The following is a 15496-nucleotide window of genomic DNA, read 5'->3' on the forward strand; positions in this document are numbered from 1 at the left end:
CACAGTGGCGACGTCGGCATCAAGCCCGCGCCCGCCGCTGCCATTACCAGCGACAGCGACGAATCATCGATCACTAAATGCGGCTGGAGTATTAGTCACTGGAGCGACCGGCAAGCAGGGAGGCGCTGTGGCTCGCGCGCTCCTTCGCGGCGGTGTTCCGGTGCACGCCCTGGTGCGAGATCCCGGCTCCGAGCGTGCCGCCGCACTCGGGTCTCTCGGCGCTGTCCTGGTGCGCGGCGACCTCGACGACGTCGCGTCGCTGAGAGCCGCGCTAGCCGGTGCCCGCGGGGTGTTCTCCGTGCAGGTGCCTGATCTCGCTGATCCGACGGGAGACTCCGAGGTCCGGCACGGGCGGAACCTGGTCGAGGCCGCCCGGGCGGCGGGCGTCGAGCACATCGTGCACACCTCGGTGTCCGGCGCGGGCACCGTCGACGTCGAGCGCTTCGACGAGCAGCGCTGGGGTGCGCACATGCGGCACTACTGGCGCGGCAAAGCCGCGGTCGAGGAGCTCGTGCGGGGCCTGCCGCGGTGGACGATCCTGCGACCGGCCACGTTCATGGAGAACTTCGTCCGGCCGTCGTTCTACTTCGCGGACAGGACCTCGGACCGGCTCCTCGTGGGAGTCGATCCCGACGCCCGGCTGCCCTTCGTCGCCGTCGATGACATCGGAGCCGCCGCCGCCGCGGCGTTCGCGGAGCCCCGGCGTTTTCACGGCGTCGAGCTCGAACTGGCCGGTGACGTCCTGAGCTTCCGTACGGCCGCTCAGGTTCTGTCCGAGGTCCTGGGCGTGACGATCGAGCTGCCGGCCAGCCCGGAACAGGCTCTCGCGGACGGACTGGTGATGGGGCTCTTCCAGGCGCAGCAGCACATGAGTACGCATCCCGCACCGGCGCGCCCCGCCTTCGCGGCGAACCTGGGGATATCGGTCACCGGCTTCCGCCAGTGGGCAGAGATCGCCCTGGGCGGGCCAGGGCCGCGGTCCTGGTGAACCCGCAGGGCCGCGGTCCTGGTGAAGCCGCGAAGGTCTCTGACGTGCGAAAACCCCGCCTGGTGCCGGGAAAGCGGGGTTCGCTCGTACAACTACAGACGTCAGGGCTTGGTGGCGACCCCGCCGTAGGCCCAGGCGTGGCCACCGCCCGGGATGTCCTCGCGCTGCGCGCCCTCGTCGGGCCGCCAGTCGACCACCTCGACGACGCCCGGGTCGACCACGTTCCAGCCGTCGAAGAAGCGGGTCACCTCGGCGTGGGTGCGGGGGACCATGGGCGCGCTGCTCTTGTCGTAGGGCTTGGTGAAGTCTTCCTTGCGCACCTGGGGCGCGAAGTCGAGGGTGATGTGCGACAGCAGGAGGTGGCTGCCGGCGGGCACGGCGTTCTTGTAGTGCTCGACCGCTCCGTGCGGGTCCTCCTGGTCGGTGATGAAGTGCAGGACGCCCGCCAGGACGATGGCCACCGGACGGGTGAAGTCGATCACCGCCCGGGTCTCGGGGTGGGAGAGGATCACGTCCGGCTGCCGGAGGTCGGCCTCGATCACCGTGGTCCTCCCGGCGGGGCTGCCGGTCAGCAGAGCCCGGCCGTGGACCAGGACGATCGGGTCGTTGTCCACGTAGACCACCCGTGCCTCGGGGTTGACCTGCTGCGCGATCTCGTGGGTGTTGCCCTGGGTGGGGATGCCGGTGCCGATGTCGAGGAACTGCGCGACACCCGCCTCGGCGAGGTAGCGGACCGCCCGGCCGAGGAACGCGCGGTGGGCGCGGACGCCCTCACGGGTGCCGGGGGACAGCTCGATCAGTTTCTCGGCGGCCTCGCGGTCGGCCGCGAAGTTGTCCTTGCCGTCCAATAAGTAGTCGTACACCCGGGCGGGGTGCGCCATCGCGGTGTTGATCCGCGCGGCGGCCGCGATCCGGGCCTCTGTCGTATCCGGCACCGGCCACTCCTGTCTGCCTCTCGGCTTCGGCGAAACTGTTGCGCTACAACATGAGCAATCTTTCCCTATATCGATATGTCCTGGGTTGTGAAGCGTTTCAGGTTAGAAGCCGAGTTTTCTCAGCCAGGTGAGCAGGTCGTCCTCGCGCTGCGCCGACTGCTCCCTGGTCCACGGCCCGAGTTCGCGGGAGTCGATCAGCAGCCCGTCCCGGAGGTAGATCACCCGGTCGGCCCGCGCGGCGCAGGCGGGGTCGTGCGTGACCATGACGAGCGTGGTGCCGTCGTGGTGCACGTCGGTGAGGGCGTCCATGACGTCCAGGGTCATGCTGCTGTTCAGGGCGCCCGTCGGCTCGTCGGCGAAGAGGATGGACGGTTCGCAGGCCAGGGCGCGGCAGATCGAGGCGCGTTGCAGCTGGCCGCCCGAGACCTGGGTGATGCCGTGCCGGCCGACGTGGGCGATGCCGAAGCGGTCCATGAGAGCGTCGACGCGGGCGACGGCCGCGTCCTTCCGTTTCGGGGCCGCCTTGAGCGCGGGCAGGAGGATGTTGTCGCGGATGGTCAGATTGTTGAGGAAATAAGGTTGCTGGAAGACGAAGCCCATCTTGGTCAGCCGGACGCGGCTCATTTCGTCGTCGCCGAGTGAGGTCAGGTCCCGGCCTTCCAGGAGAACGTCACCGCCCGTCACCCGGTCCATTCCGCTGACGCAGTAGAGAAGGGTCGACTTTCCGGAGCCGGAGGCACCCATGACGACGAGAAATTCACCCGCTCTGACGGTGAGGTCGATGCCGTTCAGGACCTGGGCGGGGGGATCGGTGGTGAAGAAGGTCTTGGTCACGTCGCGGACGTCGAGTACGGGGTGTGTCATGAAATTTCCTGTCATTTCAGCCATGAACTCTTGTCGGCCCCGCGAAGCCGCGCGGTGAGGAGCACAGCACCGAGATATCCGGCGCCGACCAGGGCCAGCGGGTAGCACACGTAGACGAGCAGCGGCTCCGGCAGGAACGTGAGATCCGCGATCCCCAGCCCCGCCGAGGAGATGAGGACACCGGCCAGTGACTCTCCGGCGGTCGCGGCGAAGATCACGCCCAGCGAGGTCCCGGCGGCCACCGCGAGGACCGTTTTCGCCCGTACCTGCGTGACGATCTCGCGCGCCGAGAAGCCGACGGCCGACAGGACCCCCATCTTCCGCCGCTCTCTCGTCAACCGCAGCTTGAGGAAGAGGCCCGTGATGAGCAGGGCGACACCGATCCCGAAGACACCGGCCACGACGGCCGCGTTCCGGAACGCGCCGGTCACGTACGACAGCGTCTGCTGCACGTACTCCCGCATCGGGACCACGGCGGCCGACGGGAAACGCTCTCCGTAGTCGGCCGCGACCGCGGCGGGGTCCGCGCCGCCGGCCGTGTCGGCGTAGACGACGTAACCGGCCGCGCCGGACGTGACCTCGCCGTGCATCTTGGCGGTGAAGCCGCCGCTGGTGACGTCCTGATAGACGCCGCTGACGAGGAGCGCCCTCGGGCCGTCGCCGTCGCGGACGGTCAGTTCGTCGCCGGGCGCGAGCCGGTGCTTCTCGGCGTTCAGGTAGGAGAGCGCGATCTGCCCGGCTTCCGGCCGGGTGCCCTGGAGGTATTCGACCGTGCCGCTCGCGTGGTCGCCCACTTCGACGCGGAGGGTCTCCCATCCTTCCTCGCCGCGTGTCTCGTACAGCATGGTGGCGAAGACGCGCACGTCCGTCAGGCGCGCGTCGGTCCGCATGCTCGCGAGCAGATCTTCTCGTACGGTGTCGAGCTCGTCCGAGAACTGCAGATCGGCGCGGAGGTCGCTTTCCTGGGCCCCGAGGTACGTGACGAAGTTCGGGCTGGCGAAGGTGCTGAACACGTTCGCCGGGAGCGTCATGAGAACGGTGGTGAGGAAGAAGACGACGGGGATCAGGACCCACTGCCCGCCCTCGGCCCGGAGGTCCAGGAGTGCCAGGCGCCGGTTGATGTTCCCGCCGCGGAAGGACGCGAGGCTCGTCCGCGGGACCCGCCGCTCGTCGCGGGTTTCGCCGTGGACCAGGGCCCGCACGACCTGGATCTTCCGGACCTTCCTGAGCACGCCCCGGCAGAGGCCGATGACGAACAGGTAGACGAGCACCAGCGCGAGCACCGGCACCAGGACGGTGGCCAGGCCGGGCGGCGCCTCCGCGTAGTCGACCTGGACGTCCCGGGTCAGCAGCCGCGTCGCGACGACGGCCAGCCCCCCGCCGGCGACGCACGCGAGAAGGGTCATGACCCGGTACTTCGCCAGGTAGAGGCGGGCGATGGCGCTGCTCCGCAGGCCGATGGCCTTCATCGCGCCGATCTCGCGGACGTCGTCCTCCAGCGTCCCCCGGATCACGAACCGCAGGTTGAGCATGGCGATCGCGACGAGGAGCAGGCTCACGAACACCAGGGCCACCGCCACCAGGCCGTCCCCGAGAGCGTTGACCATGCGGATCATCTGGAAGGTGACCGCCTGACCGTTCTTCGGCAGCGCCCCGTCCGACTCGTAGGCGCGCTGGAACTCCGACGCCAGGGAAGGATCTTTCAGCCGGTACTGGACGATGATCTCCGGGACGCCGCCGCCGGCCCGCGTCAGGTCCCGGAAGGCCGCTTCGGAGACCAGGAACCGCGTGGCGGAGGAGAGCGACGACGCCATCTGCGCGTCGCGGACGAACCCCCGCACCTGGAAGGCGTGGACCCCGGTGTCCGTCCTGATCCTGAGCCGATCACCCGCCTGGAGGCCGAAACTCTGCTGGTAGGCCACCGGGACGTAGACCTCTCCGGGAGCGGGCCGCGGAATCGCCCCGCTCTCGTCGAGCAGGAAGTCGAACCCCTGGTTCTGCGTCACGAAGAGGTTGTCGATCAGGCTCGCGGCGAGATCCCCCGACTCGCCCGTCGCGGGGCGCTCCCAGCCGACGGCGGCGCCGTCGAAGGCGATCATCTCCTGTACGAGCCACGCGTCGATCTCGGGACGGCTCCCGGCGAACCGCGCCAGCGCGTCCGGGTCGTAACCCCCCTTGTGAAGCTGCAGGAAGTGCGGCGGCTTCGCCTCCTCGAAGAGCTGGTCGACCGAGCCGACCAGCCGCTCCATCACCATCGCCCCGGTGGCCATCAGCGACGCGCTGAGAACCAGGAGCACGAAGAGCGCGAGGTTGACGCCCCTGTTCCTGATCAGGTCCTGGTGCGCGTACCGGAGATTCACTGCCCGCCACCCTTCGTCATGCCGAGGAAACTAATCAGCTCCGCGGCGGGGCACATCGGGGATCGCCCCCATTTCGCCGGCACCAGGACCCTGACTCAGGATCGCCGGCAGGACCTTCGCGGGCCGGAAGTCCGGCGGCACCGCGAGCCGGCCGCCGCTGAGCTGAACCTCTTCCGCGCCTCCGCCTCCTCGTAAAGCGCCTGCGTGGAGACGAGCGCCTGGTTGGTCCTGCACCCGCTCGTTGTCCTGCGCCTCGGTTTCGTACGAGCGCCACGGCGGCAGGTCGAGCTCCGGCCGCGCCACGATCAGCTCGCGCAGCCGCCTCGGATCGAGTCGAGATAGGCCGTGCCGCACTCGTACCACTCGCCGTCGCTGAGCTGGTAGACGCGTGACCCGAGCGACACGGTGGCCTCGATCCAGCGGATGTCGCGCAGGTAAAGAATGGCGGTGAGAACTCAGAAGTGCGGCGCCCAGCCCGTGTCAGCGCCTGCCTGGTCGTCTAGCGGCGGGAGGCGAGGTCGTGCAGGGTTTCGGTGGTGCGGTGCAGCCAGTCGGCGATGACTTTCAGCTCGGCCTCGGAGTAGCGTTCGTGCAGGGCCAGCATGGCCTGGGCGATGCCGAGCTGGTCGCCGGTGGCGGGGCCGGGCTCGGGGGTGGTGGCGGGGCGGACGATGACCTTGCGCCGGTCCTCGGGGTGGCGGTCGCGGGTGACGAGCCCGCGTGCTTCCAGCCGGTCGATCAGTACGGTCACCGAGCCGGTGGCGAGCTTGAGCCACTGCGCGATCTCGCCGGGCGTCATGGGCCCCTGGATGCGCAGGAGCGCGTACGCCTGGAAGTCGGTGGGGTTGAGGTCGAGGCCGAGCGACATGGTGTGGAGCAGCCGGATGAGTCCGGCGGCGAGGCGCTGCCCGTCGTGCTGGATGTCGCGGTAGAGGCGCTCACGGGATCCGGCGCGCGAGGTGTCCATCTCTCTCCTAGCGGCCGTCCCGGTGTCGCCCGCCATTCTAGGGGCAGGGGCGCTGCGCGGCCCGTTCGTCGTGCCCATTAAGCTCGATTTTCGAGAAGCTCGATAACCGGGGGAGTCAGCTCGATGACCGTTGACCGCGTCCGCGCACGGCAAGAGGCGGAGCAGCAAGCGCCGCCACGGCGGCATCGGGCCTGGTACGGCGCGGCCGTGCTGCTCGCGCTGGTCTGGCTCCTCGGCGCCGGGCCGCTCGGCATGTTCATGGGCAAGCTCACCGAGGTGCAGACCAACGACCAGTCCGCCTTCCTGCCGATCGGCGCCGAGTCCACCCAGGTCCAGGAGGCGCGGCGGGCGTTCGAGGACAGCGGCGCGGTCCCCGCCTTCGTCGTCTACTCCGCCGACCAGCCGCTCGACGGGCAGCGGCTCGCCGAGATCGCCCAGGACGCGCGGAAGATCGGCGGAGAGCCCTGGGTGCAGGGCGAGGTCGCGGGCCCGATCCCCGGCTCCGAGGATCGGAGCGTGGCCCAGCTCATCGTGCCGATCAGCGACCAGGCCGAGGCGGACGTCGCCGTCGAGAACCTGCGCGCCCTGCTCCAGGACAGCGCCGCCCAGGGCACGACCGTGCAGGTCGCCGGCCCCGCCGCGCTCGGCGCCGACCTGGGCGCGGCCTTCGGCGGCATCGACGGCACCCTCCTGTTCGTGGCGCTCGGCGCCGTGCTGATCATCCTCATCGCGGTCTACCGGTCGCCGCTGCTGCCGTTCGTGGTCATCGTCGCCGCCATGCTCGCCCTCGTGCTGGCCGCCTTCGTCGTCTACCTGATGGCCGACGCCGGCTGGATCGAGCTGAACGGGCAGAGCCAGGGCATCCTGTTCATCCTGGTCGTCGGCGCCTGCACGGACTACGCCCTGCTGCTGGTCGCCCGCTACCGGGAGGCCCTGTACGAGCGAGAACGGCCGGTCGAGGCCATCCGGGTCGCGGTGCGCGGCACCGTCGAGCCCATCGTCGCCTCCGGCGGCACCGTCATCCTCGGCGTGCTCTGCCTGCTGGCCAGCGACCTGGCCTCCAACCGCGGCCTCGGTCCGGTGGCCGCGCTCGGCATCGGCGCCGCCCTCGTCTCGGCGCTCACGTTCCTGCCCGCGGTGCTCCTGCTGCTCGGCCGGGCCGCGTTCTGGCCGGTGCGGCCGCGCTTCGGAGCCCAGGAGGGGGACGCCGACTCGACCGCCGCCGTCGTGGGCCGCCACCGGCTCTGGGGCCGCATCGCCGGCTCGGTGGACCGCCGGCCTCGCGCGTACTGGATGATCACCGTGGTGGTGCTGGCCGCGGCGGCGGCGTTCGTGCCGCAGTTCAAGGCGGAGGGCACCTCCCAGCTCGACGTGTTCCGCACCGAGGTGGAGTCCGTCGCCGGGCAGCGGACGCTGGAGCGCGGCTTCGGCGCGGGCAGCTCGGCCACCCCCGCCACCATCCTGGCCTCGGCGGGCCGGGCCGAGCAGGTCAAGGCCGCCGCCGAAGGGGTGCCCGGCGTCACCGAGGTCACCCAGGCCGACAAGGTCGTGGACGGCCGGGTGCTGCTGCACGCCACGCTCGCCGAGCCCGCCGAGTCCACCGCCGCCGTGGAGATCACCCGCGACCTGCGCGCCGCCGTGCACGCGGTGCCCGGAGCGGACGCGCTGGTCGGCGGGACGGCCGCGGTCAACCTGGACACGCTCGACACCTCGGCGCGCGACCTGCGGGTGGTGATCCCGCTCGTGCTGCTGGTCGTGCTGCTGGTGCTGATCGTGCTGCTCCGCTCGCTGGTGGCGCCGCTGCTGCTGGTCGCGACCACGGTGCTCTCGTTCGCCTCCGCGCTCGGCGTCGGCGCGCTGGTCTTCGACCACCTGCTCGGCCTGCCGGGCGCGGACCCGGGCGTGCCGCTGTTCGCGTTCGTCTTCCTGGTGGCGCTGGGCATCGACTACAACATCTTCCTGATGACCCGGGCCCGCGAGGAGACGATCGGGCACGGCCCGCGTGAGGGCACGCTCCGCGCCCTCACGCTCACCGGCGGCGTCATCACCTCGGCCGGGGTGGTGCTGGCGGCCACGTTCGCCGCGCTCGCCGTGCTGCCGCTGCTGTTCCTGCTCCAGCTCGCCTTCCTGGTGGCGTTCGGCGTCCTGCTGGACGCCCTGGTGGTCCGCTCGCTGCTGGTGCCCGCGCTCTCGCTGGACCTCGGCCGCCGCATGTGGTGGCCGAGCCGGCTGTCGCGCTGACCGTCAGGCGGCGGCCTCGCGCGGCCGGAAGATCTTCCGTACGCCCGACGCGATCCAGATCGTGGCCAGCGCGGTGTAGGCCGTCAGGATCCCGACGGGGAAGGAGAGGGTGACCAGCCCGGCGGCCACGACGGCGGCGAGCAGGATCGCCCACCCCGACAGGATGCGCCGCCCGACCGGGGAGCCGGTGTGGGCGGCCTCCTGGATCGGGGTGATCAGCGCCATCACCGCGACGCCGGCCACCGACACCCCGTCCTGGCCGAGCCCGATGCCCACCCCGAGCAGGGCCGCCCCCGCCGCCAGCACGCCGCAGCAGAGCAGGGCCACCCGGGCGGCCGACCCCTCGAACAGCAGGCGGGTCGACTTGGCCCTGGCCAGCCGGAGCGTGGTCGCCGCCTCGGCGATCCACGCCGCCCAGTGCAGCAGCGCGCTGAGGATGAAGACCGCGATGACCGGCGGCAGCGCGGGCAGCAGGAACAGCAGCCGCCAGCTCACCCGGAAGCTCAGCCGCGACAGCAGCCGGTAGACCGGGTTGCGCTGCTTGAGCGCGTGCACCAGGTGGTCCCTGGCGCTGTCGAAGCCCGGGTCCAGCCGGAGCACCTCGCGGAACGACTCCGCGGCCGTCTTCGGGTCGCCGGTGCCCAGCGCGGCGCGGCCGTAGGCCCAGTGCGCCAGCGCGCTCTCCGGGTCGTTGCCCACGGCCTGGGCGGCGGCGGCCCTGGCCCGCTCGTCCTGGCCGAGCTGGGTCAGGGCGAGCGCCAGCAGGCTCGCCAGGTCCGCGTTCTGCGGCTCCGCCGCCAGGCCGCGCTCGGCGGCCTCGGCCATCTGGGCCCAGTCGCGCCGGGCCATGTTCACCCGGGCGAGCAGCTCCCAGGCGGGGGCGTACTCGGGCTCCAGCTGCAGGCAGGCGGCGATCGCGCGGGCCGCCTCGTCCACCAGCCGCGCCTGGTAGAGCACCTGCCCGGCCAGGTAGTGGGTCACGTACTGGTCGGGCGCGAGCCGTACCGACTCGTTGGACTCCTCCCGCGCCTCGTCCGTACGGCCCTGCTGGACCAGCGCCAGGCCGAGCAGCGCGTGCGCGCCGGCGTGCTGCGGCTCCTCGGCGAGGACGCCGCGCAGCTGCCGCTCGGCCTCCTCCGGGCGGCCCATCTGCAGTAACAGCCGCCCCCGCTCCAGGGAGTCGCCGACCTTCACCATTTGCGCTGGATGTAGGGCATCAGCTCGTCCCAGGCGCCCGACTCGTTGGCGTGCATGACGTAGTTGCGGGCGGTGGCCATCCACTCCCGCACCGACGTGGGCCTGGCCGCCTTGGCCGCGGTGAGCAGGTCGCGGGTCGACAGCGGGATCGGCCGGCCCGCCCGGATCGACTCCTGCAGCTTGGCCTCCACCGCCCGGTCCACCACGCCCTTGAGGTCGGCGCCGACGAACTGCTCGGTGACCTTGGCCACCGCGGCGAAGTCCACCTCCGCGAGCGGCTTGTCGCGGCAGAGGATGCGCAGGATCGCCGCCCGCGCCTCCGCGTCCGGCGGCGGTACGAAGACGAGCTGGTCGAACCGGCCCGGCCGGCGGAACGCCACGTCGATGTACCAGGGGGCGTTGGTGGCGGCCAGCACCAGCACGCCCTCGTTCGCGCTCTGGTCCACGCCGTCCAGCTCCGCCAGGAACTGGTTGACGAGCTGCCGGTTGGCCGTCTGGCGCATGTCGGAGCGGCGCCCGGCCAGCGCGTCCACCTCGTCGAAGAAGAGCACGCACGGCCGGTGGCGGCGGGCCAGGTCGAAGGTGGCGCGCAGGTTCCGCTCGCTGGAGCCGACGTACATGTCGAGGATGTCGGCCAGGCCGACGGTCACGAACGCCGCCCCCAGCTCGCCCGCGGCGGCCCTGGCCAGGTGCGTCTTGCCCGCGCCCGGCGGCCCGTACAGCAGCACGCCGCCGCCGGCCCGCTTGCCGAACGCGGCGAACAGCTCGGGCTGCTGGATCGGCAGCAGCAGCTTGACCCGGAGCGCTTCCTTGACGTCCTCCATCCCGGCGACGTCGGCGAAGGAGAACTTCGACCGCTCGACCTCCGCCGTGGACTGCTCGTGGGTGACGGCGGAGGGCGCCAGGTAGGCGGCCTCCTCCGGCTCCTCGGCGGGCGCGGCGGCGGGGGTCTCCGGGACCCTCTCCACGGGCGGCGCCGCCAGCCGGGCCGCCAGCTCCGGGTCCGCGACGGACGGGTCACGCGAGACCGCCTCGTGGTAGCGGAAGGCCGCCTTGTGCAGGTCGCCCTCACCCAGCAGAGCGCGGGCCGCCAGCACCCCGATCCGCGGCGGGTACCCGCCCTCCGACAGCAGCGGCTCCAGCGCCGACAGCGCCTCCCCGTAGGAACTCTGCCGGACGAACGCCTCGGCCAGCCCCGCCATGATGTCCGGGTCCTTCGGCGCGAGCACGAGCGCGGCCCGGAACTCGGCCTCGGCGTCGGCGAGATACCCCTTGCCTAGCAGTTGCTCGGCCAGGTGCCGGCGCAGCGGCAGGTTGTCCGGGGAGAGGCGCGCGGCCTCCGCGAGCGCCTTCAAACCGGGGTCGTCGACCACGTGCCCGGTCCCTTCTGTCGTGATCTCGGTCTTACAGAACTACGTAAGGTACCGAAATCGGACTGGGGCCGGGGCGCTGTCAGCCCTTGTCGCGGGCCGCGCCGCTGAGAACCTGGTCGATGCGGGCCGCCAGCTCCACGTCCTTGGGCGTGACGCCGCCCGCGCTGTGCGTGGAGAGGCGGAAGCGGATGCCCCGGTCGGTCCGGTCGATGTCCGGGTGGTGGTTCATCTCGTCGGCCTCGTTCTGCACGGCCTCGGTCAGCCAGCGGAAGCTGTCCGGCGTGATCGGCACGTCCTTGACCAGGGCGTCCCGCTCGCTGTGCCAGCCTTCGAGCGCCGCCAGCGCGGTGTCGATCTCGTCCCGGGTGAGCAGATCGGTCATGATGTCCCCCCTGAGCTCGGTGCCGGTCACCCTCCGGCTACCACCGGAACGGGCCTTCACACACCCGGTAGATTGGCCGCCCATGCGAAGCTTCCGCGTCGTGACGGCCGCCGCGTTGCTCGCCGCCGCGGCGGGCTGCGCCACCCCGCCGTCGGAGAGCGCACCCGCCGCCGCGCCCGCCACCACGCGAGCGACCCCGGAGCCCAGCCCCACGCCCACGCCCACGCCCGAACCCGACCTGCCCAGCCCCGGCGAGCGCATCCCCAAGGACCCGGCGAAGCTGGCCGCGGCCCTGGAGGAGACCACCGCCGCGCTCGCCGAGGCCATCGGCGGCTGGGACAAGAAGCAGGCGCCGCCCGCGGACGTGGAGCTCCTCGCCCTCTACCACCAGCGCATCTACCGGTTCGCCGCGCGCAACCCGGACATCGCCGAGAAGGCGTTCGCCCGCCTGCCCCGCCGCCTGGCCTCCGAGGCCCGCGGCAACACCCACGCCATCCGCGAGCTGCTGGCCCTCGCCCACCCGGTCAAGAGCGCGTCGGTCATCAGGACGCGCGACGCCCGCCCCGCCGCCGAACTGCTGCGCTACTTCAAGCAGGCCGAACGCCGCTTCGGGGTGGAGTGGGAGGTGCTGGCGGCGGTCATGTTCGCCGAGACGAAGTTCGGCCGGGTCCGCTCGGCCAGCCACGTCGGCGCGCAGGGGCCGATGCAGTTCATGCCCGCCACCTGGAAGGCGTACGGGATGGGCGGCGACGTCCAGGACCATCGCGACTCGGTCATGGCCGCCGCCAACTACCTGCGCGCCACCGGCGCCCCGCGCGACTATCAGCGCGCGCTGCACGCCTACAACCCCTCCCAGCGGTACGTGAACGCCATCCAGGCGCACGCCCGCCAGATCAAGCGGGATCCGGTCAACTACTACGTGTACTACAACTGGCAGGTGTACGTGATCACGACCAAGGGCGAGCGCCGCGTCACCGGCCCGTCAGAGGACTGACCGGACCGCCTCCTCGGTGCGGCCGACCACGGCGTGCCCGTCGGCGGCGGTGATGATGGGGCGCTGGATGAGGACGGGGTGGGCCGCCAGCGCGCCGATCCACCGGTCGCGGCTCTCCGGGGTGCGCGGCCAGGCGTCGAGGCCCAGCTCGGCGGCGGCCTGCTCGCCGTGGCGGGTGATGTCCCACGGCTCCAGGCCCAGCCGGGCCAGCACGTCGCGGATCTCCTGCTCGGTCGGCGGGTCGTCCAGGTAGCGGCGTACGGTGTAGCCCGCCTGCTCGGCGTCGAGGACCGACAGGGCGGCGCGGCACTTGGAGCAGTCGGGGTTGATCCAGATCTCGATCATTTCGGCCGTCCCGTGAGAGCGAAGAACTCCGCCCTGGCTTGGGCGTCGTCCCGAAGCGTACCGAGCAGTGTGGAGGTGAAGGTGCGTGATCCGGGCGCCTGCACGCCGCGGAGCGTCATGCACGTGTGGTCGGCCTCGATCACCACGCCCACCCCCTCGGGGTCGAGCTGGTCGTGCAGCCACCCGGCGACCTGCCTGGTCAGCCGCTCCTGCACCTGGGGGCGGCAGGCGAAGTGCTCCACGATCCTGGCCAGCTTCGACAGCCCGACGATGCGCTTGCCGGGCAGGTAGCCGACGTGCGCGTGCCCGGTGAAGGGCAGCAGGTGGTGCTCGCAGATCGAGCGCAGCGGGATGGCCCGTACCAGGACCAGCTCGTCGTAGCCCTCGTCGTTGGGGAAGGTGGTCAGCTCGAACGGCCGCGGGCTGAGCATCTCCGCGTAGGCGTGCGCCATCCGGCGCGGGGTCTCGCGCAGGCTTTCGTCCTCGGTGTCGATACCGAGCGCCGTCAGGAATCGCTCGGCCGCTTGCTCGGCCTCGGCCAGGTCCATCGCGTGGCCACCTCCCTTTTTCACCAATAAGCATTAGCTATATCGATATATTGGGTCAATATGGTCTTTTTCACTAGCGCCTTTGGGTGTTAATCTGATGGCGTGACGGGGGCCGAGCAAGCTCGCGCGGCCGTCGCCGTACTCGGCGACGACCTGCGGCGTCGCATGTACGACTTCATCCGGCGCTCCGGCCGTCCCGTCACCCGCGACGAGGCCGCCGAAAGCGTCGGCATCTCACGCAAGCTCGCCGCCTTCCACCTCGACAAACTCGTCGCCGTCGGCCTGCTGTCGGCCGGCTACGGCCGCCCGGGGGAGCCGCGCCCCGTCGGCCGGGCGCCCAAGGTCTACCAGCCCACCGGCCTCGACGTACGGGTCAGCATCCCACCGCGCGAGCACGAACTGCTCGCCGCCATCCTCCTGGAGGCCGTCCGCGACCAGCATGCGGACGAGACCGCCCGGGAGGCCGCGCTCCGCACCGCCGAAGAGCACGGCCGCGCGCTGGGCGCCGCCGAGCGCGACCGGGCCCGCCCCGGCCGGCTCGGCGCCGAGCGCGCGCTGACCTGCGCGGCGCGGGTGCTCGAACGGTACGGTTTCGAACCCGTCCGGGTCGCCCCCGACCTGCTGCGGCTGCGCAACTGCCCGTTCCACCCGCTGGCGGCCCAGGACCCCGGCCTGGTGTGCGCGATCAACCACGCGCTGCTCGCCGGGTTCCTCCACGGGCTGGACGCGCCCGCCGCCGAGGCCGTCCTGGCCCCGCGGCCCGACGCCTGCTGCGTCGAACTGAGAGGCACCCGATGACCGCCCCGCCCGACGAGTTCCCGCTTCACCGACCTCCCCTGCCTGAAAGCGGGGGTTTCCTCGGAGGTTCCTGATGACGTACGTGATCGTCGGCGGCGGCCTGGCCGCCGCCAAGGCCGCGCAGGCGCTGCGCGAGCAGGGCTACGAAGGCCGCCTCGTCGTGGTGGGCGCGGAGCCGCACCTGCCGTACGAGCGCCCGCCGCTCTCGAAGTCCTACCTGCAAGGCAAGTCCGAACGCGAGAAGATCTTCGTCCACGACGCCGCCTGGTACGCCGACCAGCGCGTCGAGGTCCTCACCGGCACCTCGGTCACCGCCATCGACCGCGCCGCCCACGAAGTCACCCTGTCCACCGGCGACAAACTCGGCTACGCCAAGCTGCTGCTCGCCACCGGCGCCACCCCGCGCCGCCTGCCCGGCGACGCCCTCTACCTGCGCACCGTCGACGACAGCGAACGCCTCCGCGACGTGCTGGCCAGCGCCTCCCGGATCGCCATCGTCGGCGCGGGCTGGATCGGCCTCGAAGTGGCCGCCGCCGCCCGCGCCGCCGGCGTCGACGTCACCGTGCTGGAGGCCGGAAGCCAGCCGCTGCTGCGCGTCCTCGGCGAACGGATCGGCGCGGCCTTCGCCGACCTCCACCGCGCCAACGGCGTCGACCTGCGGCTCGGCGTCAAGGTCGAGGAGATCTCCGGAGGCGTCCGCCTCGCCGACGGCACCCGCGTCGAGGCCGACGCCGTCATCGCCGGCATCGGCGTCGAACCCGACACCCGGCTCGCCGCCGCGGCCGGGCTCCAGGTCGACGACGGCGTGCTCGTGGACGCCTCGCTCCGCACCTCCGACCCCGACATCTTCGCCGCCGGCGACGTGGCCCGCGCCCACCACCCGCTGCTCGACACCCACATCCGGGTCGAACACTGGGCGAACGCCCTCAACCAGCCCGCCGTCGCCGCCCGCGCCATGCTCGGCCAGGACGCCACCTACGACCGGCTGCCCTACTTCTACACCGACCAGTACGACCTCGGCATGGAGTACACCGGTTACGTCCGCCCCGGCCAGGCCGACGACGTGGTGATCCGGGGCGACCTCGCCGGCCGCGAGTACATCGCCTTCTGGCTGTCCGACGGCAAGGTCGTGGCCGGCATGAACGTCAACATCTGGGACGTCACCGACGACATCAAGGCCCTGATCAACTCCGGCGCCCCCGCCGACCGGGCCAAGCTGGCCGACCCGACCATCCCACTCGCCGACACCCTCGCATAACGTAACGGCCGGGCCCCTCCAACCGTGGGGCCCGGCCGCCTGGCCCCTCAACCCACACCTTGCCCGGGGCATCCCTTGACCCCGTCAGCCCGCCCGTCCACAAAGGCCCTCGCTGTCGCTCGGACGTTCTTCCTGGGGCCCGGCGGCTGTCGCCCCACGTAAGCCGCCTGGCTGATCCAGGGAAAACGTGGGTGTGGTCACACTGAAGGGCTCAGCCACAACCTCAGCCGTACCACCCTTACCCGT

The 15496-nt window shown here is 71.7% G+C and carries 14 protein-coding genes; 5 read left to right on the plus strand and 9 right to left on the minus strand.

Annotation, left to right across the window (positions count from 1 at the left end):
• Positions 1–37 precede the first annotated feature (37 nt).
• Complete coding sequence (locus tag AB0J42_RS28930) at positions 38–988, plus strand: NmrA/HSCARG family protein (protein WP_364299999.1); 951 nt, start codon at positions 38–40, stop codon at positions 986–988.
• A 101-nt stretch (positions 989–1089) separates the two neighbouring features.
• On the opposite strand, the gene AB0J42_RS28935 is transcribed toward AB0J42_RS28930, so the two are convergent.
• The 4 genes from AB0J42_RS28935 to AB0J42_RS28950 form a co-directional block, all read right to left on the minus strand.
• Positions 1090–1923 (minus strand): SAM-dependent methyltransferase, encoded by an 834-nt coding sequence (locus AB0J42_RS28935; protein ID WP_364299865.1) that lies wholly within the window; start codon positions 1921–1923, stop codon positions 1090–1092.
• A 102-nt stretch (positions 1924–2025) separates the two neighbouring features.
• Positions 2026–2787: an ABC transporter ATP-binding protein gene (locus AB0J42_RS28940; RefSeq protein ID WP_364299867.1), complete on the minus strand. Its 762-nt coding sequence runs from the start codon at positions 2785–2787 to the stop codon at positions 2026–2028.
• A gap of 11 nt (positions 2788–2798) precedes the next feature.
• Entirely contained in the window at positions 2799–5147 is a 2349-nt protein-coding gene (locus tag AB0J42_RS28945) for an FtsX-like permease family protein (protein ID WP_364299869.1), read from the minus strand.
• A 499-nt stretch (positions 5148–5646) separates the two neighbouring features.
• Positions 5647–6114, minus strand: a complete 468-nt coding sequence (locus tag AB0J42_RS28950) for a MarR family transcriptional regulator (RefSeq protein ID WP_364299871.1) — start codon at positions 6112–6114, stop codon at positions 5647–5649.
• A gap of 123 nt (positions 6115–6237) precedes the next feature.
• On the opposite strand from AB0J42_RS28950, the gene AB0J42_RS28955 reads away from it, so the two are divergent.
• Positions 6238–8355 carry an MMPL family transporter gene (locus AB0J42_RS28955; RefSeq protein ID WP_364299873.1) on the plus strand — a complete coding sequence of 706 codons (2118 nt, stop codon included), beginning with the start codon at positions 6238–6240 and terminating at the stop codon, positions 8353–8355.
• A gap of 3 nt (positions 8356–8358) precedes the next feature.
• On the opposite strand, the gene AB0J42_RS28960 is transcribed toward AB0J42_RS28955, so the two are convergent.
• The 3 genes from AB0J42_RS28960 to AB0J42_RS28970 all read right to left on the minus strand — a co-directional run bounded on the left by AB0J42_RS28960 (position 8359) and on the right by AB0J42_RS28970 (position 11307).
• Positions 8359–9552 (minus strand): tetratricopeptide repeat protein, encoded by a 1194-nt coding sequence (locus AB0J42_RS28960; RefSeq protein ID WP_364299875.1) that lies wholly within the window; start codon positions 9550–9552, stop codon positions 8359–8361.
• The gene (locus AB0J42_RS28965; protein ID WP_364299877.1) at positions 9546–10925 is read right to left on the minus strand and encodes an AAA family ATPase; all 1380 of its coding nucleotides are present in this window, start codon (positions 10923–10925) and stop codon (positions 9546–9548) included. Before AB0J42_RS28965 ends, AB0J42_RS28960 begins: the two co-directional genes overlap by 7 nt.
• 79 nt (positions 10926–11004) lie before the next feature.
• The gene (locus tag AB0J42_RS28970; RefSeq protein WP_364299879.1) at positions 11005–11307 is read right to left on the minus strand and encodes a 4a-hydroxytetrahydrobiopterin dehydratase; all 303 of its coding nucleotides are present in this window, start codon (positions 11305–11307) and stop codon (positions 11005–11007) included.
• An 82-nt stretch (positions 11308–11389) separates the two neighbouring features.
• On the opposite strand from AB0J42_RS28970, the gene AB0J42_RS28975 reads away from it, so the two are divergent.
• Positions 11390–12301 carry a lytic transglycosylase domain-containing protein gene (locus tag AB0J42_RS28975; RefSeq protein WP_364299881.1) on the plus strand — a complete coding sequence of 304 codons (912 nt, stop codon included), beginning with the start codon at positions 11390–11392 and terminating at the stop codon, positions 12299–12301.
• Here the strand turns inward: AB0J42_RS28975 and AB0J42_RS28980 are convergent.
• On the minus strand, positions 12290–12646 hold the full coding sequence (locus tag AB0J42_RS28980; RefSeq protein ID WP_364299883.1) for an arsenate reductase family protein: 357 nt from the start codon (positions 12644–12646) through the stop codon (positions 12290–12292). The genes AB0J42_RS28975 and AB0J42_RS28980 overlap by 12 nt on opposite strands.
• A complete protein-coding gene (gene folE / locus AB0J42_RS28985; protein WP_364299885.1) occupies positions 12643–13194 on the minus strand; it encodes a GTP cyclohydrolase I FolE in 552 nt (183 codons plus the stop codon). Before folE ends, AB0J42_RS28980 begins: the two co-directional genes overlap by 4 nt.
• Positions 13195–13296: 102 nt before the next feature.
• Here folE and AB0J42_RS28990 point away from each other — a divergent pair, with 102 nt between their 5' ends.
• On the plus strand, positions 13297–13992 hold the full coding sequence (locus AB0J42_RS28990) for a helix-turn-helix domain-containing protein (protein ID WP_364299887.1): 696 nt from the start codon (positions 13297–13299) through the stop codon (positions 13990–13992).
• Positions 13993–14065: 73 nt separating this feature from the next.
• Positions 14066–15250 (plus strand): FAD-dependent oxidoreductase, encoded by a 1185-nt coding sequence (locus AB0J42_RS28995; protein WP_364299889.1) that lies wholly within the window; start codon positions 14066–14068, stop codon positions 15248–15250.
• The last annotated feature ends 246 nt before the right edge of the window (positions 15251–15496 follow it).

This window comes from Nonomuraea sp. NPDC049649 (assembly GCF_040675175.1).
Taxonomy (GTDB): domain Bacteria; phylum Actinomycetota; class Actinomycetes; order Streptosporangiales; family Streptosporangiaceae; genus Nonomuraea.